This is a genomic window from Paenibacillus sp. FSL H7-0942, from assembly GCF_045040715.1.
GTDB lineage: Bacteria > Bacillota > Bacilli > Paenibacillales > Paenibacillaceae > Paenibacillus > Paenibacillus amylolyticus.
The window spans coordinates 6,521,007-6,540,037 of the sequence record NZ_CP150279.1; the positions used below are offsets into that span (position 1 = coordinate 6,521,007).

Annotated in this window: 15 protein-coding genes; 5 read left to right on the top strand and 10 right to left on the bottom strand. The window is 47.8% G+C overall.

The genetic code is table 11. The features are described 5' to 3' along the window. Positions 1-111: 111 nt before the first annotated feature. The 7 genes from MHI48_RS28540 to MHI48_RS28570 form a co-directional block, all read right to left on the bottom strand. Positions 112-1,851 carry an adenine deaminase gene (locus tag MHI48_RS28540; protein ID WP_076328688.1) on the bottom strand — a complete coding sequence of 580 codons (1,740 nt, stop codon included), beginning with the start codon at positions 1,849-1,851 and terminating at the stop codon, positions 112-114. A gap of 174 nt (positions 1,852-2,025) precedes the next feature. Beyond that, positions 2,026-3,084, bottom strand: coding sequence for an ABC transporter ATP-binding protein (locus tag MHI48_RS28545; protein WP_036612866.1), 1,059 nt, complete (start codon positions 3,082-3,084; stop codon positions 2,026-2,028). 18 nt (positions 3,085-3,102) lie between these two features. Next, complete coding sequence (locus tag MHI48_RS28550) at positions 3,103-3,894, bottom strand: ABC transporter permease (protein WP_017691790.1); 792 nt, start codon at positions 3,892-3,894, stop codon at positions 3,103-3,105. A 4-nt stretch (positions 3,895-3,898) separates the two neighbouring features. Continuing rightward, entirely contained in the window at positions 3,899-4,720 is an 822-nt protein-coding gene (locus MHI48_RS28555) for an ABC transporter permease (RefSeq protein ID WP_036612869.1), read from the bottom strand. 204 nt (positions 4,721-4,924) lie between these two features. After that, positions 4,925-5,863, bottom strand: a complete 939-nt coding sequence (locus tag MHI48_RS28560; RefSeq protein ID WP_076328687.1) for a nucleoside hydrolase — start codon at positions 5,861-5,863, stop codon at positions 4,925-4,927. 267 nt (positions 5,864-6,130) lie between these two features. After that, positions 6,131-7,201: a PotD/PotF family extracellular solute-binding protein gene (locus MHI48_RS28565; protein ID WP_036613093.1), complete on the bottom strand. Its 1,071-nt coding sequence runs from the start codon at positions 7,199-7,201 to the stop codon at positions 6,131-6,133. A 249-nt stretch (positions 7,202-7,450) separates the two neighbouring features. Continuing rightward, on the bottom strand, positions 7,451-7,795 hold the full coding sequence (locus MHI48_RS28570) for a Na-translocating system protein MpsC family protein (RefSeq protein ID WP_017691786.1): 345 nt from the start codon (positions 7,793-7,795) through the stop codon (positions 7,451-7,453). A 375-nt stretch (positions 7,796-8,170) separates the two neighbouring features. Here MHI48_RS28570 and MHI48_RS28575 point away from each other — a divergent pair, with 375 nt between their 5' ends. The 3 genes from MHI48_RS28575 (at position 8,171) to MHI48_RS28585 (ending at position 12,316) form a co-directional block, all read left to right on the top strand. Continuing rightward, positions 8,171-9,085: a zinc ribbon domain-containing protein gene (locus MHI48_RS28575; RefSeq protein ID WP_076328685.1), complete on the top strand. Its 915-nt coding sequence runs from the start codon at positions 8,171-8,173 to the stop codon at positions 9,083-9,085. 507 nt (positions 9,086-9,592) lie between these two features. Next, positions 9,593-10,324: a DUF3105 domain-containing protein gene (locus MHI48_RS28580; RefSeq protein WP_179086525.1), complete on the top strand. Its 732-nt coding sequence runs from the start codon at positions 9,593-9,595 to the stop codon at positions 10,322-10,324. Between the two features lie 273 nt (positions 10,325-10,597). After that, complete coding sequence (locus tag MHI48_RS28585) at positions 10,598-12,316, top strand: methyl-accepting chemotaxis protein (RefSeq protein WP_076328683.1); 1,719 nt, start codon at positions 10,598-10,600, stop codon at positions 12,314-12,316. A 225-nt stretch (positions 12,317-12,541) separates the two neighbouring features. Here the strand turns inward: MHI48_RS28585 and MHI48_RS28590 are convergent, their stop codons facing one another. Together MHI48_RS28590 and MHI48_RS28595 are read right to left on the bottom strand one after the other, a co-directional pair. Next, a complete protein-coding gene (locus MHI48_RS28590; protein ID WP_017691781.1) occupies positions 12,542-13,495 on the bottom strand; it encodes a nucleoside hydrolase in 954 nt (317 codons plus the stop codon). A gap of 269 nt (positions 13,496-13,764) precedes the next feature. Next, positions 13,765-15,996, bottom strand: coding sequence for an MMPL family transporter (locus MHI48_RS28595; protein ID WP_405142454.1), 2,232 nt, complete (start codon positions 15,994-15,996; stop codon positions 13,765-13,767). Positions 15,997-16,174: 178 nt separating this feature from the next. On the opposite strand from MHI48_RS28595, the gene MHI48_RS28600 reads away from it, so the two are divergent. After that, entirely contained in the window at positions 16,175-16,801 is a 627-nt protein-coding gene (locus tag MHI48_RS28600; protein WP_076328681.1) for a TetR/AcrR family transcriptional regulator, read from the top strand. A 2-nt stretch (positions 16,802-16,803) separates the two neighbouring features. On the opposite strand, the gene MHI48_RS28605 is transcribed toward MHI48_RS28600, so the two are convergent. Next, entirely contained in the window at positions 16,804-18,270 is a 1,467-nt protein-coding gene (locus MHI48_RS28605) for a PLP-dependent aminotransferase family protein (protein WP_342744270.1), read from the bottom strand. 157 nt (positions 18,271-18,427) lie between these two features. Between MHI48_RS28605 and MHI48_RS28610 the strand changes: the two genes are divergently transcribed. Continuing rightward, positions 18,428-19,018, top strand: coding sequence for a GNAT family N-acetyltransferase (locus MHI48_RS28610; protein WP_076328680.1), 591 nt, complete (start codon positions 18,428-18,430; stop codon positions 19,016-19,018). Positions 19,019-19,031: the final 13 nt, after the last annotated feature.

Genomic DNA, 19,031 nt, shown 5'->3' on the forward strand with positions numbered 1-19,031 from the left:
CGATATACGATATGAAGAGCAGCACACTTTATTGAAGACATGCTGACGATTATTTTTAATACATTGAGAAACACCCCTGCTCACACTTGTGAGCAGGGGTGTTTTCTCAGATTAAACAATCAACGATACAACCTTACCTGCATTCACATCAATCAGGCCATAGTCCGTAATCTTCAGCGCCGGACTTACTGCAAGAGAGTGCGTGCTAATCGACATGATCGGGTTGTAATGCACATATCCAAGAGACAACATCGCTGCTCTTAGTTCCTTCACTTGATGGGATACTACTGCGAGTGGTTCTTCCGTCAATATTCCACCTACGGGAAGTTCCAGATGGGATAGCACCTTACCATCTTCCACCACACAGAAACCACCTTGGCTCGAAATTACCGTGTTAGCTGCCAATATCATATCTTCACGATTACGTCCTACAACCAGCAGGTTGTGATTGTCGTGTGAATATGTCGTTGCAATAGCACCACGTTTGATAGTGTCTCCACCGATCAGACCATGTGCACGATTGCCGTTCACACCATAACGTTCAAAGGTCGCGATCTGCGCATATCCGCTTTCTTCCCAGCGTAATTCACCATCCGAGGACTGAACCGGTGCAATATGCTCTTCCACAAAGGTAGAACCATCCTTCACCATCATGACACGGCACTGGTGCTCACCTTCACCAGCGAGATCAATACCTGATCCATTGACTTTCGGGTCTGACAACTGAATTGCAAAATCTGCTACGCCCAGCTTCTCCAACTGTACACTCTTATAGAAATGAGGTGGGAACTGCCCGGTTATGCGTTCCTGCTTATACGGTTCGTAACCGTCATAAACTTTGCGGCCGTTTTTGTACACCTGATCAATAGCGAGCTCCTCCAGGTTAGATAACAACACATAATCGGCTACTTTGCCTGGGGCAACGCTGCCACGATCGGTCATTTTCATCCGGGAAGCAGGGGTTGATGTTGCTGCATAAATCGCGTCTTCCGGACGCATCCCCATCTGAATTGCCTTGCGTACGATATGATCCAGATGACCACGCTCCACCAGTGAATCCGGCATTACATCATCTGTTACGAAGCAGAAATGCTGCGCCACATCATGTTGAATCAGGTACTCCATGACTTCCGGGGTCATTGATTTCTCTTGAATTTCAATAAACATACCTGCCGCAATCCGAGCCTGTAATCCCTCAATGCTCTGATGAGTATGATCGGAATCAATACCTGCGTAGATCAGTCGATGCAGATCAAGTCCAAGCAGTTTCGGTGTATGTCCTTCGATCACAAGATCCGGATAGTTTTTGCGAATATGCTGTAAAATCTGGTTTGTCTTGCACTCCGGATCACGGATGACATCGACATAGTTCATGATCTCACCCAGACAGATGATCTCGCCAGTGGCGAGCAACACGTCCATATCTTCAATCTCGATTGAACCGCCTGTTGTCTCCATCGGGGTTGCCGGAACGGAACTTGGGATCGCATAGAACATATCCACGGTGGTGTCCCGACTCACAGCCATCATCTCCTGCACACCTTCCAGCCCGAACACATTTGCCATCTCATGCGGCTCTGCGACAATCGATGTTACCCCGCAGCCAATCAGACCATGAGAAAAGGTTTCCGGTGTCACCATCGTACTTTCGATATGCAGATGGATATCGATCAAGCCAGGAATCATGTATCTTCCCCGCGCATCAATGACTTCGTCTGCCTGAATCATCTCAGGTCCGCCGGGTCCAACATATAGAAATCTGCCGTCCAATACAGCGACGTTGTTCATTTCAAACCGTTTATAATAACTGTTATACACATGTACATTCACAATCAGTTGATCTGCACGCATGGGGCATAATCTCCTTCTTCACAAGCATTTCACCACGATGCGAACCGGACAATGAACCTGCACTTTAATCAGTTATACTGCACTTGATTGCGTACCACTGCCTCGCCCGGAATCTTCGCATGAAATGCCTTCTTTGTTGCTCTTATTTCTTAATACTGTTCCTTACATTCACGACTACTCCACCAGTACAAGCTTGTCTTGTGGGAAGATCAGGCTAACACGTTGCCCGCTAAGGTATGGTGTTTCCATCTCTTGATTTGCTGTAAAGTCACCAAGTTCCGTCTCGATTACATATTGATAACTGCGTCCCAGATACGTGCTGACCTTGATAATGCCCGGCAAGGCGTTCACCACATCCGCAGAGGTATCTCCACTGACAATCAAATCATCCGGGCGAATCGCGCCTTTACGTGCACCAGGACGTGCTGTTCCAGGATGTGCGGTTGCTGTAAATGTGCGTCCACCTGCGCTCAGTGTGATTAATTCGCCTGCATCACTGCGCTCCGCGAATTCAATGAAATTATGGAACCCGATGAATCGTGCTACAAACTCCGTTGCCGGATATTTGAAAATGGTTTCCGGGCGGTCGAGCTGCTCAACCACGCCTTTGTTCATAATCGCTACCTGATCCGAGATCGAGAAGCACTCTTCCTGGTCATGAGAGACATACAGCGTTGTGATGCCCAGCTCTTGCTGAATGCGGCGAATCTCCACCCGCATGTTGAGGCGCAGGTTGGCATCCAGGTTACTGAGCGGTTCGTCGAACAAGAGCAGGTCAGGTTCAATGACCAATGCACGAGCAATGGCTACACGCTGACGCTGTCCACCGGACAGTTCTTGTGGAAAACGTTTCTCAAATCCATTCAGGTTAACGACTTCCAGGATTCGCATCACACGGGAAGAGATATCCTTGTCTTTCACCTTGCGCATCCGCAGGCCAAAGGCCACGTTGTCATAGACAGATAGATGCGGGAATAACGCATAACTCTGAAATACAAATCCGAAGTTCCGCTTGTTCGCCGGAACCTTCGTATAATCCTTGCCGCCGAACATAAACTTGCCCTGTGATGCTTCCAGAAATCCGGCGATGAGGCGCAGCGTAGTTGTTTTGCCGCAACCGCTCGGTCCGAGCAGGGAGAGCAGTTTACCTTTTTCCAGCTCCAACTGAAAATCCTTCAGGATTGTCTGCTTATCGTATGCCACGGATACGTGGTCTAATGTCAGCAATGCCATAGCGTTCTGCGCCTCCAATTAACGTTTAGTAAAGTATGAAAATCCGCCCATGATCCGTTCGATCACGAACATTAATAGTCCGGTCAGTACCATCAACAGCACGGAAATCGCTGCAATCGTTGGGTCAAAATAATTCTCCACATACGTCAGCATCTGGATCGGTAATGTGCTTACCCCTGGTCCGGTCATGAACACCGAGATGTCCACGTTGTTGAAGGACTCCAAGAAGGCAATCAGCACGGCAGCGATAATTCCTGAGCGGATATTAGGCAGCACGATCGTGAAGAACGTTCTTACCCGTCCCGCACCAAGACTCAGCGCAGCTTCTTCCACTGCAAAGTCAAAGCTCGACAGACTCGACGCGATAACCCGAATAATGAATGGAAGCATGATAATCGTATGACCAATCAACAATCCGAGATACATCGGCAGATGGTAAATTACGATCAGGTATTTCATCAATGTAAAACCAAGCACGATTCCCGGGATCAACACCGGGGACAGGAACAGTGCGTTCAGCACGGACTTGCCTTTGAAATCGTAACGACTAAGTGCATACGCAGCCGGTACTCCGAGCACCAGTGCCAACAAGTTCCCCAGTAAGGAAATGATGATGGACGTCTGGAATGTGCGGAGGAATCCGCCTGTGTTGAAAATATTCTCATACCAGCGGAAGGAGAACCCTTCCGGCGGAAATTTGAGTACCGTTCCCGGTTCAAACGAAGTGACCGATATGATCAGAAGCGGGCCCAGCAGAAAGATAAAGACCAGCAGACTGAACAGGCCCAGCCCGATATGTTTCTCCCGCATATGTCTACCCCTTCGGATTTAAAGTTTTGGCCATTTTGTTCATGACACCGACCACGACAAATGTAATCACAATCATAATCGCGGCAACAACCGAGGCCAGATACCAGTCGTTGAGGGTCATGGCGTTTTGATACAGGAACGTAGCAATTACACGCTGCTTGCCTCCAAGGAGGGCAGGTGTAGTATACGCCGTCAGGCTTCCGACAAAGACAAGCACGGCTCCGATCACAAGCCCTGGCACAGCAAGTGGAAACACGACCCGGCGGAATGCCGTAATGCGCGATGCACCCAGACTTTGTGCTGCTTTGAGCAGGTCACCGTCAATGTTCTCAAGCACACCGACCAGAGAGATAATCATCAGTGGCAGGAACAGATGCGTCAGACCGATCATCATGGCTGCCGGCGTGTACAGAATGTCCAGCGGCTTGTCCACGATACCCAGGCCAACAAGGGTGTTATTGATCAGCCCTTTGCGTCCAAGTATAATCATCCAGCTAAACGAGCGCACGACCGGGCTCGTCAGCAGTGGGAAGATCGCCAGTGCCAGCAAAATGCCTTTGCGGCGCGGCGCTTTCTGCGAAATATAATAAGCTGTCGGGAATCCGAGCACCACACAGACGATGGTGGTGACCACGCTGACTTGCAGCGTCGTAAGCAATATTTTCAAAAAGTATGGGTCTCTGAAAAAATGCATGTATCCTTCAAACGTGAAGGAGTTTTCTTGGAAAAACGTCGACCCGATCGTCAGGACAATCGGAATGATCATAAATGCCGCCAAAAACACGAATCCCGGCAGCAATAGCCAGTAGATTACTGATTTCTTCATCGCGATACTCCTGACTTGTAAATTTAATTCGAGATTGATACTTGAATACTCCGATTGCAGTACCGTCCTTCGATCCCTGTTATCCCCCGATTTATTGATTCACTTTCATAGGTAAAAATCGGGGGATAAAGGGGAACGCTTCGCTTCTCCAGATCGGTTCTGCACTCTCCGCAATCGTATAAATATCTAATTGGGGCAGAGCAACTATGCGTTTAATGCGTTGATAAACAGTTCAAGGAATGCTTCCGCGTCTACAGTTTCGCAGACGAGCGTGTTGGGCTGCTCGCCCAAACGGTTTTGGAAGTCACATACCATATGGCCATCGCACAAGCGGCTGGCGGTTTCGACATCGACGTAATACGATTTACGTCCTACCAGTTCAGGAGCGAGGGCTACGCCCACGGCTAGTGGATCATGTAAAGCGCAAGCGCGGACGCCGTTCATTTGTTCGTAACGGTTGATGTAAATCTCCGTGCTTTGAGCAACGTATGCGCGCAGTGCAGGATCAGTGAGACGCTCAATCGTTGCTTCATTCAGCAATGTTTGACGCGTCACATCCAGTCCGACTTGAGTAAGCTTCTCGATGCCTGCGTGCAGTACGATGCGTGCGGCCTCTGGATCAGCGTAGGTGTTGTACTCGGCGGTTGGTGTAATGTTGCCATGTCCACGAACTACGCCACCCATGAAGATGACTTCCTTCAATAAAGAAGGCAATTCAGGACACTTCATCAGCGCGAGTGCCAGGTTAGTTAAGGGTGCGGTCATGATCAGGGTCAGTTCGCCGGGATACAACTTGGCTTGCTCCACGATAAAGTCTGGCGCAAAACCTTCCTCGGCTTTCTTAGACACGGCCGGATCAGGCAGCGCACCGCCCAATCCGTCCTGTCCATGTACCCGGTGTTCATAATGAGACTTGCGAGTGAGCGGCCCAGCTGCTCCGGCAAAGACCGGGATCGTTGGTGCACCCGCGAGTTCAAGAATTTTGCATGTATTCTCTGTTGCCTGCTGGAGTGATACGTTCCCACAGACTGTGGTGATGCCGAGAATGTCCAACTTCCGACTTTTGACGGCCAGCAAAATCGCCAGTGCATCGTCAATCCCCGTGTCCACGTCCAGAATGATGCGATTTTGCGCTTCACTCATCCGTTCTCAACTCCTATACGGTAATTGGTTGCTTGCTGCAAATGATAAGTTGAACTAAAGAATATTTACACTTACCACTCCGATGACAGAATAACCTTCCGATCGCTGTTATCCCCAGATTTTTTTTGATCCCTTCTTCAAGGGGAAAATCCGGGGATAAAGGCGAACGCTTCGCTTCTTCACATTATTTCTGTCCTCTCCGTTCTCGTGTAAAAAGTTTAGTTGAACCTATATAGATCAGAGATAACTTTTAAGAAACTCGGTTTTTTATTGTGCAATCTCGCGGTTCCAGCGATCTGTCCAGCCTTTAACCTGTTGATTCACAAATTCCATATCCAGCTTGTTCAGCTTCTCAACAACTTCAGCGCCGTATGTTACGCCTTCTGCTTCTTCAGCAGTCAGTTCAACCTTTGTGTTAACCGGGGAATCGACTTTGGCTTTAGCAGATTTCGCTTGTACATCTTGGCTGAGCTGCCAGTTGATGAACTCTTCAGCCAGCTCTTTGTTTTTGCTACCCTTCACGACATTGATTGTGTTCATTACGGCATATGCACCTTCGCTAGGTGTAACAAACTTCGCATTAGGCACGGCTGCTTTCAGATCTTTGAAATACATTTCCATGATCGGTCCGCCTGCAATCTCTTCTTGGGAGAACATGTTCACGAATTCGGATGTTTGACTGTAGAATTTCACCACATTGCCGCTCAGTTTTTTCAGTTCAGCAAATGCCGCATCTTCATTAAACGTATCGTTACCGGCTACACGGGAAGCTGCATCCACAACCATTGGGCCTGCTGTTGCCGTAATATTCGGGATGGTCAGGTTACCTTCGAACGCCGGGTCCCACAGGTCACTCCATGAAGTCACTTCTTTGGATACGAGATCCGGGTTATAAGCGATACCGAGCTGTCCAACCGTGTAGGCTGGGCCATAATCTTCACCAAGTGGTGCTTTGGCAATATCATAAATGTCATTTACATTTGGAATTTTGGAGCGGTCGATTTTCTCAAACAGACCTTCATCGATACCTTGTTGTGCATAGTAATCAGACAGGTAGATAACATCGACATTGGATGTACCTTGACGAATTTTGTTCAGACGTTCAGCATTATTGCCGACTTCGAGCACGATGTCTACATTATGTTCTTTTTCGAATGGACCAAATACTTCTTCATTGAAGAAATCTTCAGAGAAGCCCCAAGTGGAGATAACCAATTTGTTCGCTGCGGTTCCCCCACTGCCTGATCCGCCTGTTGCATCATCCGTGCTGCTGCCACAACCTGCAAGTAATACCGATGTCATTGCCACTGCTGCCAAACCGCTAATCCACTTTTTCATCATGATCCTGATTCCCCCTGATATATGTGATGTGTATGAAAAAACAAAAAGAAAAGTGCTCTTGTATAAACAAGAACACTTTTCTTCGTAAACAAAGGAAAGCGACACCCGCTGCCGGTACATCATCGGTTTCTGCTTCAGAATCAATCCAAAGACAGACGCCATCATATGAAATTGTACGGAACCTGATCATGAATCCGGCCATAACCTCTGTATACATCAACAAGAATTAATCCTGCCGATCCATCCTTAGGCCTGTTCCAGAATCACATTTGTGATTGCCCACTGAGTGGACGCATCATAATCCCGCAATATAGCTTCAATTGGCAAACCCATGTGTTGCTCGAGCTTCTCCCGGAATTTCTTCTTATATAAGACAGACATGCGGAAGTCCACTTCCAGCTTTAAGCCGGGGGCCTCCCCTTCCAGGGCGTCAGAGCGCGGTGAACGTCGGTGCTTCGCGTAGAAGGTCACAATATTCTGGTCAATGGTCACTCTCAGGAGAGTGGTGCCAAATCCGAACAGTTCCTTCGAAATTTCGTTATAATACTGGCACATCTTCTTCTTGCTCTCATTGCTGTCCAGTAGTTCCATGAACTCACCCACATCTCTTACTACCGTACATTCGACGTGTTAACACGATTGATTATACATAAATATACGATCATAGGCAACCCAAAAGATATAGTTAACATGAGAATAACACATAAAAGCGAACGATGAGGCATTAGCAGCCAAAAACAATTCGTCTTAAACCACAGTGAATTTACATTAATATGCCTGCATGTCATTCCTATACTATTGTTGCTTCTATACTCCGTTTTCATACACAGGATTCGAGGCCTTTGTTTCAACTTTCCCTAAATGGGTACTAATTCCTGCGAAACATAGACAAACTTCGTCATTAACCGTTAAAATGAGACACAATATTGACATGTTTTTATTTTCTAGAAATTGGAGGCTTATACCATGAAATGTCCAGTATGTAATCACGAAAATGGAGATGCCCATTTTTGCGAGAGGTGCGGCTCTAATCTAACGCAAACAACCTCATCACCAACTCCTGTACCGAACTCGGAATCTGCTGCTTCCGAACCCGAATATACCCGTTGGTCCAGCACGCAGGCTACCTCTTCCCAGGCATCCGTTCCATCCAACACACCATCCGTCTCCATTCACAAGGAACAGGCGAGAGAATCAACAGGTACCAATGACCATGCTTCTGCAGGAGACAATAGCTCTAATCAGTGGAATAATATTGTGCAGAATGAGAAAGTTCAGCAAGCCAAAGAAGTAAGCAAACAGTATCTATCCTATTTCCTCAGTGTATTGGCCCGTCCTTATCAGACGATGAAAACCGTTGGTGACCAGCATTCCCTAAACGGATGGCTAACGATGGCGCTAATTGCAGTTCTATCTTCTACATACTTCTTAATTACCTTTAGTCGCATAGGCATGGACGGCTTGTTCATTGGTGGATTTTTAAGACCGCTGTTGTTCACCGTCATTATCCTGATTGCCTCTATTGCACTGATGTACGCTATTCTGAAGATTGAAAAAATAACCTTCCGTCCCAAAACACTGGTTGCCCAGTTTGGTACATTGCTTGTTCCTGCTGTCGTATCCCTTGTTCTGGCGAATCTGTTTATTATCATCTCGTATTCCATCGCGATTTCATTGCTTGCTGTCTCGTATATCATTATCTTTGTTGCGCTGAACTCGGTGCTGTTCCAATATCCACTGAATCGTACCAAAGCAGCCATCGACAGCATGTACAGCGTGCTGATCGCCAATGTGGTCGTGTTCTTTATTCTGTATCGATTGTTGGGTGAGATTATCATTGGGCTGATCCGCTTGATGCTTTCTCCGTTTGGTCGTCTGTAAAATAGTTCAGTTGGAATAAAGCTATTTACACTTGTTACTTCGATGACAGAACAACCTCCCGATCGCTGTTATCTCCAGATTTTTTTATTCACTTTTACAAAGGTGAAAATCTGGAGATAAAGGCGAAGCATATGCTTCCGAAGCAGCTTTCTTGCAGAAAGCTTTTAGCTTCCGCTTCTTCAGGTTCTTTCTGTCCTCTACGTTTCGTGTAAATGGTTATTTCAATAAATATAAATCTTACTGACTCTTTGGATTTATATTAAGGCCTTCCTTGCTCATGCCAGGAAGGCCTTTTTTAGGTTTTCTATGGCAGCGTTGCGCCGAGCATGTATCATACACTATAATGTGTAGTGCAACAGGTATGTTCTTATTTACGTAATAAACCAATCCAGAAACTCCTGTTACGTAATGTGAGGATTCTTCGTTGCCATCAACACTACATTATGTAGTGTATTAATCACTCATTTTACAAAGAAAGCAGAGGAACTCTCTATGGACATGACTCTTATGAATCATATGCAAATGGAGCACGAGGCAGGTACATCCTACCTGTGGCTCATCGTAGGTGTAATTGTATTGCTGTTCTCCATCGCCACCTATATCTGGGCATCACGCACACAGTCCGAAATTCTGGGCCACATGAAAAAGAAAGAGCGGGCAGAAATCCAGAAAAAAAGTCGATCCCTTCGGCTGGCTGCACATGTAATGATGGCTGTATCGATTATTACGTTTGGCCTGTTCTTCATGCAAGGGGCAGGTAAAACATATAATGTAGCCGATCTGAATTCCAACGCGACAATCGACGTGACGGACGATAAATATTACGGGGCAGACCATACGGAGGACCCCATTCAGTATGAGATGACAATTCCAACATCGGGACCGCATAATCCGCATGATATCAAGTTTGGATTTTACACCGACTTCCCAGGCTATAATTATCTGGTACACAATCTGGAGCACGGGGACATCATCATCTATTATCGTGAGAACGCAAGCGAGGATTTGAAGGAACATCTGAAATACCTAGCCAAATTCCGCGAAGCCGGAGCAGGTATTCTGGCTGTACCCAACAAGGATATTCCCGAAGGCAGTGAAGTCGTGGTGACCGCATGGACCAAAACGATGAAGCTCGACCAATTCGACGATGCCAAAGTAGGTACTTTTATCAATAAATATATTAATCAGGGACCTGAAAAGATTCCTGCCTCTGTTCGCCAGGGCGGCGGAACGATGTAATGACGTAATCACTCAGTCATGTGAAGCCCCTCTATGTAGTGACAATGAGATGTGTTCCAATGATGAGCATGGTCAATATAGGATTGAAACAAAACCAGCTCCCGGATCAAATTGACTCGGGAGCTAATTCTTTATGGACCGGATGCCGATATTTCAAGTAGAAAACTGTATATTTGATATACAATACATACGAACCAAAGAAGAACGACAAACACCAAGTAAAGAGACAAAGAGACGATTGATTCAACAGATCAAGGGGGAACACTTTTACCAATGAACAGTTTGTTTATGAGGATCTTTTTATTTTTTTCCTGTCTGATGCTAGCCGCGGGTGCGGTTCTTGGCATTACCATGTACCGTTCATCGGCCCAACTGGTCGAGCAATCCATGGGGATGCAGGCACAGGCTGTGGGTGAACGGGCAGCTGCATTAATTGACACCTCTCTGTATGCACCACTCAGTACCGGACAGGCCGAGACTGCGTATTACGGCACATTGCGTGAGCAGCTCAGTCAGCTGCGCGAGGCCAATGGACTCAAGTATCTGTACACCCTTGGTACACGCGAAGAAAATGGAACAAATACATATTTCTACGTTGTGGATGGGGCTGCTGCCGATGTGGCAGAGGATGACTTCTCCCCTTACGGTTCCGCAGAAGAGACCCATTATGAAGGAATGCTGCAAGCTTTTGAACAGAATGAGCCTATTCGGGGCGAACTCACACAGGATGAATATGGCGCTACCATTACAGCATATGTGCCGATCCATGGGGCTGACGGGAAAGTACTAGGATTGGTCGGTGCGGATCTGGACTCTACTGCAGTCTATGAACTGATGTCCCGCAACCGTATGACCATGATCTGGACAGCCTTGGCTATTGTTCTGCTGAGTGTCTTGCTGGTGTATGGATTCGCCCATTACTTGACCCGACCATTGGTGAAGTTGAAGAAGTTAATTACCCAGGTAGGAAAAGGCGATCTGACCGTCAACGTTGAACTTAGTCGCAAGGACGAGGTGGGACAGCTCGCTTCCGAGTTCAAACATCTGGTTACAGGTACCCGTGATGTCATGACTGGCATTCGTCAAAGCTCCGATTCTCTGCTACAAGCTGCAGAAGGAGTATCGAAACATTCACAGGCAACTGCCGAAGCTAGCCAGCGTATTGCCGAGCATACCAATCATACGGCCAGTGGAGCTGCTGAACAGGTGGCTCGTGCGGGTGAAGTTACGGTAGCCATGGAAGAGATCACACGCAGCATGCAGCACATTGCGAATTCTTCTTCTATGGTCGCCGATGTATCACAGGAAACGACCAATAATGCGGTGCAAGGTCAAGCCAACATCAACACGGCGATGGACAGCATGGACAAAATTCATCAAGCAAATGTGCAGATGGTGGCCTCCACCTCTCAGCTGGAGCAGTACTCAGGTAAAATTGAGTCGGTAGCACATCTGATGAAAGGCATCGCTTCACAGACCAATCTGCTCGCACTTAATGCAAGTATTGAAGCGGCTCGTGCAGGAGAGTATGGCAGCGGGTTTGCCGTGGTTGCCTCAGAGGTTCGCAAGCTTGCGGGGGAATCAGAGCAATCGTCCCAGCATGTAACCGAACTGATCGCCGAGATGACACGCCAGACTGCCCTGTTGTCAGAACATATGTCTGCCAGCACATCAGCAGTCCAATCCGGTCTCGCTGTTGTTCAGGAGGCGGGCCGTTCATTCACATCCATTCATACCGGGATTGAGACGATGAATGAACGTCTGCACGAAGTATCCGCAGCATCCGAGCAGCTGTCTGCCAGTGCAGAAGAAGTATCCGCTTCTGTGGAGGATATGGAACATATCTCACGCGAATCCTCTTCAAGTATCCAGAAGGTATCGCATGCTACCGGTAGCCAGCTGCAATCCATGGATGAGATGAGTGCATCCGCCGAATCTCTGCGGGTATTGTCCAGTGAGTTAAACGGATTGATTAGTCGATTTAAAATATAGCGGGCAGCTAGATTATTATATAGTTGAACTAAAGAATATTCACACTTGCCACTTCGATGACAGAACAACCTTCCGATCGCTGTTATCAATCTATATAAATCAGCCCAAAACAAAAAGCCGCACGGCAGGGACGGGATTATGGGGTTCAACCCCATATCCAGACCACTGCCTGCGGCTTTATTTTTTGTTGTCCTTTAATGTTGGCAAGCCTTACAGCTGCCTGAATTAGTAGCGCTGCGGAGCAGCTTTTTTACCCAAATCCGTCATATACGTAAAGAACGCTTCCGGATCGGTATCATACACCAGTTGTACTGGACGTCCGTCTGCTTGCTCCACCGTGCGGCCCTGGCTAGGACCATCCGGGATAACAATACAATTTACGGTTTTTTTCTTCACGATGTCCTCGCGTCCAACGGAAGCCGTTGTCAGCACATCCCACAGATAGTATGTGGAATTTGTCTCACTGTACACCAGTGGCGGACAACCTGCGTAACAGTTACCCAGGAAATCAACACCTTCGAAGCGACGCTCTGCTGCCCAGCGGTTACGAACGGCTGGAGTCAGAGGTACTTTGTTCGTGCTTTCCAGTGCAACCAGATCGATCTGGATGCCGCTCTGCCACACACGATAAGCCGCTTCCGGGTCCCAGAATACGTTCCATTCAGCTGTGCCATCATGCTCAGGCTCTTCTACGTTACCACGCTCGAATGTACCACCCATCCATACCAGCTTGTCGATTTTCTCTTCAATGTCTGGTGCTTCGTCCAGTGCACGCGCAAGGTCAGTCAGTGGGCCTGTGAACAGGAGCAACGTTTTGCCTTCGGTATTGCGCACTTTCTCGATCAGATGCTGGTGTGCCGGAACGGCAGAGAGTGGTGCTTCCATTTTGCCGGACTCGTTCAGTACAGGAAGTGCATCTACATAGAAGGAATGCAGTCTCCACGCCGCAGGAAATGGATTTTTCCCTCTGGAGTTGGATTTGGATACCTCTACGGAATATGTACCGAAACGATCGATAATTTTACGGCTGGCATCTGTTGCTGGCTCCAGATATCCGTCTGCCGGAATAACCGATACGCCGGTTACATGTACATTGTCCATTTGCAGAAGCATGAACAGCGATACGAGGTCATCCACGCCGCCGTCATGGTTAAAATACACATTAAGTTGGTTCGTCATGCTTGCTTTCATCCTTCCCCTGGTTGTCCCATTGATGTTGATCATCCGTCTGCTCAAGGCCGACGCTCTCTCTATTATGTCCCATAACCCTTGGCTACGTAAACCTTCCCCATGCAAAGAAAACAAGGATCACGCCTCATCCTGCGGATATTTTACAGTTCCACCATTCCATCTCAGGAGGACAACTGGTAGAGGTCATCATCGTTCGGAAAATAAAGAAATGGACAGCAGGCTTGAAGCCCCGCCGTCCATCTCACCCAATCCATGCATTACATGGACTGGTTCTGTTTCTCTTCATTCTTCTCTGCAATCGGAACATACTTGCCTGGCCAGAAGGCCCATTTACCCAGCAATGCGGTGATCGCCGGTACCATGAACGGGCGAACCAGGAAGGTATCCAGCATCACACCAACGGCTGTGATTATACCAAACTGCACCAACACCTGAATTGGCAATGTAGCAAGTACCGCAAACGTTCCTGCCAAGATCAGACCTGCAGATGTAATAACAGAGCTTGTCTCGCCAACACCTTCTCTGATCGCTTGACGAAGCGGCATCGTTTTGCGTTTCTGCCAGATGCTAGAGATCATGAAGATGTTGTAGTCTTCACCCAGTGCCACGAGGAATACAAAGGAATACAGCGGAATCGCTCCCTGAATGGCATCTGCGCCAAGTCCGTAGTGAATGATGATCCAACCCAGACCCAGTGCAGAGAAATACGACAGAACAACAGTTGCAATCAGGTATGCTGTGGCTACGATTGAACGCAAGTACAACAGTAGTAACAATGTAATCATGCCGATGACCACCGGAATAATGATCTTGGCATCCCGTTCTCCGGTTACTTCAATGTCATACTGTTCAGCCGTCTGACCATCAATCCAGACTTGACTGTCCACATTAGCTACACCAGCATCTTGAAGCGCCTGTTCCGCAGTAGCCCGCAGATCTGGAATATGCTGCATTGCCTCCATGGAATATGGATTCAGATTAAATTCCACATCAAAGGCGGTAATGTTGGCATTCTCGGCACCCTGCTGAGCATCGCCTACTTTACTAATGTAATCCAGCGATTCGAGACGTTGCTTCAGATCAGTTTCTTTGCCTTCGGCATCAACGATCACTTTGACTGGAGCCAGCTCACCTTGGGAGAATTGTTCGCCGATGACGGTGAAACCTTCGCGGGAAGGCACATCCTCCGGGAAGGAAGACAACAGATCATACGTGAATTTAACCTGAGTAGAGAATGCCGCCAGTCCTCCCAGCAATACCAACGTAATTGCAAGAACGGTCCATGGCTTTGTTACTACAACACGGCCAATCCAGCTTTCCTTGATTTTGCGCGGGGCCGGAGCCGGTTTGCCTTTTTTCTTCGCACGTTCCACTTCCATCTCATGTGTACGTGGTACGAATGGATAGAATGAACCCCGACCGAAGATCGCCATGAGAGCCGGAACCAGCGTCAGACTTGCAATAAACATAATAAAGATGGACAGACTGAATGGTACGGCAAAGCGATGATATGCACCGTATTCAGCCAGCAACAACACAAGTAGTGCTGCAACAACCGTGAATCCACTCATAGCAATAGCGCCAGATGATCCGGTAATTGCCTGGAAAATGGCTTTCTTTTTGTCCGGCTCATGATAGAGAATCTGGCGGTATCTGGAGATCATGAACAGGCAGTAATCCGTACCCGCTCCGAATAACAACACAGTCATGATTGAGATGGACTGTGCATCCACCGTAATCCAGCCTTGATCTGCCATGAATCCCAAAATCGGGCTTGTCACCATATACGCGAATCCAACGGCAATGATTGGGATAATCGCCAGTACAGGCGAGCGGTAGATCAACAGCAACAGTACTAATACCAGTACAACCGTAGCGATCAGCAAGGATACATCGGCGGAGGAGAATAGCCCGCTCGCATCAATGGATATCCCTACTGGCCCTGTCACACGGGCAATCAGTGTATTGGTATCATCTATAGCTACATCGAACGGGTTTGCCCCGAAGATGTCTTGTGTTTTTTGCTCAAGTGCTTCAATAGCTTCCTTCAATTGTTCTGAATCGGCACCTTCATTGAAGAAAAGTGGCATAACCAAAGTACTTCCGTCTTCCGAAAGCTGGCCTTTCAATGCCTGTGGTGGCAATTGATAGAGTGGCACAACGGACTGTTGTTGTTCTACCGGATCTTGATCCAGTCGCTCCGTTAATGCCTGAATGTTCTCAATCTGCTCATCCGTCAGACCGCCGGCTTGACGCCATACGATCAGCGCGGGCAATCCTTCACCACCAGGGAATTCCTTCTCGGCAAGTGCAGCTGCCTGAACCGATGGTTTGGATTCACTCAGATCCTGTGCGTTATTGGTTTCACGATCACCTACAGCAGGCCATACCATGCCAAGCACAACGGCGATAATGATCCATACCAACAGCGTAATCCATTTGCTTCGTTTGCCGGCAACCCAGCGGCCGTAACCCGAACCTTCCTGCATTGTCTCTTCATCTCCCTATTCTGTTTCTATGAAGCCCTAATATATATGATGTTGTAGTAATGAACCACGGGTCATAGTATAATCGAGTTAATTATATATACCGGAAGGTTAATTTTGCAATGCCTAATTTTGTGAACACTTCTAACAAGCAATTAAATACGTAAAGAGGTATGTACTTATGAGCAAAAAAACAAACATTCCCCGTTCACCGGGTAGACCCAAAACAGCTGTGGATCAAGCATCTGTTCAAACCAACATATTGATGACCGCGTCACGTCTGTTTATGGAATACGGGTATGACCCCGTCTCTCTCCAGCAGATCGCTTCGTTATGTAATGTGACCAAAGCATCAATCTATTATCACTTCTCCAGCAAAGCTGATCTGTTCACCGTTGCCATCACCCGCATGATGGCGATGGGCATGCAGCAGACTTCGCTCCGTCTGGATGAACCTGGTACGTTGCAAGAACGGCTGGTTAAGGTTGCCGAAGCCAAGATGCAGCATTCCCATATTGAAACGGAGACCATGATGCGAGAAGCCGAGAAACATCTGGACACGGAGCAACTCGCCCAGATTCGGGAAGCAGAGGTTCGCATATTTGAAGTGCTAGCCACCCATTTTCAGAAGGAGATGGACAATGGTTATTTGCGGGTCGGGAACCCTATGCTGCTTGCCCATGCGTTTACGTCACTGCTCATGCTCGCGAACCGCGAAGATGTACGCAACATGAATGGCGGCAGCATCGAGGAACTTGCGCAGGAACTGGTGGCGCTGTTTCTGGATGGAGCGGTTAAACGGAACTGATGCTAGCTCCAGATTCTAGCCAATGCGGCAATACCCGGGTCAATGCGTTCCAGCTCTATTCCGGCAAAACCGATAATGAACTCTCTTTTGCCGTCTGCTGGTCTGCTCCCGTTCGCCCACAAATATTCCGTTGAACTGATCTGTATCCCTGCCTCTATCGCTGCGGTTACCAATTCTGTGGCTGACTGTTTGGTTACCATTCGCAATACCAGATGGAATCCGGAATGTTGACCCCTTATTTCAACCCGATCTCCAAAATGCATCTGAATGGCCTGAACGATCAGGTCATGCTTTCGTTTGTAGACATTACGCATTTTACGGACATGCTTGCCCAGTTCTCCTTCACGCATGAACATCTCCAATGTTCGCTGATGGAGTCGGGAGGCTGATTGCTCGAATAGAACATTCTTATACATTTCGCGAAAATCATCCATTAATTCTCTCGGAAGCACCATGTAATGGATACAAAGAGCAGGTGCGAGCACCTGCGAGAAACCACCCATATAGATTACGCGACTTCTCTCGCGTAGCCCCTGCATTGATGGGATTGGTCTTCCATGATACCGGAACTCTCCATCGTAATCATCCTCGATAATGTATGCCTTTGTTCGTTCCGCCCATTCGAGCAACGCCAATCTGCGAGTGATCGGCATGGTCATACCTAGTGGAAATTGGTGAGAGGGTGACACACCCGCCAATTTTACCCCGGCCTGTTCCAGCTCCGTTAAGTTTATGCCATCAGGATCCAGAGAGATCGGGACAACCCGATAACCATAATTGCGGAATGTACCAGGTAACAGTCGGTATCCAGGATTCTCTACACCGATGGAATGCGTTGATTCTCCTTTGTGAAGAAGGGTCTGTGCTAATAGAGACATTAGCAGATGCTGTTCAGCACCCACAACAATCTGCTCGGGAGAACAGCTGACTCCCCTGAACTGCGCAAGATAGACAGAAATCTCACATCGTAGTCCCAATTCTCCCTGAGGGTCTCCATAGAACAACAACTCCTTCGCTTCTTCCCGCCAGATTCGATTAACATATTGGTGCCACTTGGCAATTGGAAACAGGCTGAAATCATTGCGTGACATATGAAAATCATATTGAACTGCTCGGGCAGGGCGTATTGCCTGATGGTCTGACCACGTCGTTTGGGCCACGGGAGCTTGTCCGGCTGTCTGTTTATCTGTTTGCCCAATCTGCATGACATGATCGCTGTCCACCATGGCACGAACATGATAGCCACGACGCGGCTGACTGTATATATATCCTTCGGCGATCAATTGCTGATAGGCCCATTCCACCGGAGTAGTGCTTATTCCAAGCATCTCGGCAAGTTTTCGCACCGAAGGCAATCGACTATGTTCAGCCCAATCCCCGTGAATGATTTCCCTTTTGATATGATCCGAGAGCTGTACATAGATTGGCGCACTATCGTTCTCGTCTAGCTTCGGTAATGTAATCATCATGATGCACCTCATCTGTCCTGCAAAATTAATTAAAACTGTATATTTGGAAGTATACAGTATTGGGATATACTCATGTCATCATCAATGTGTAACGCCAACTTTAAGAGGCAGGGCCATCTCGATCAGTCCCGCCTTGAACCTATAGGAGGAACAACTAATGTCACATTCAAAACCTTCCCCACGTATCCCACGTCTGCTGGAAACGTCGCGCATATATCTGCGCCCCTTCGAGATTACAGATGTGGATGCATACTTCCCCGGTCTGTTTGACGCCGAGATGCGTAGGCTGACGGGAACACAGAACAGTTTCACACGTGCTCAGGTTGAACGTTATGTTGAGAGCGCTGCACAAGATGACACCAGACTCATGCTACTTATTGCTTTACAGGAAAATGACCAGATCATCGGAGATGTCGTCCTGATGGACATGCATGCCAAGAATCGCAGTGCACATATCCGGGTTGCCATCGATCAGGCGGAGCATCAAGGAAAAGGTTACGGTAGCGAGGCGTTGTTGCTTATGCTGGACTACGGCTTCGGCATCTGTAACTTGCATCGAATCGAGCTTGAGGTGTACGCCTTCAACGATCGAGCCATTCGCACGTATGAGAAGCTTGGATTCCAGCGCGAGGGTGTGAAGCGGGATGTCTTGTTCTACAATCATCAATACCATGATGCCATTCAGATGAGCATGCTTGAGGATGAGTTCAGGCAACGTGATATGAGAGATCAGCCAGGGAATGTTTAAGTTTTCGATCAAC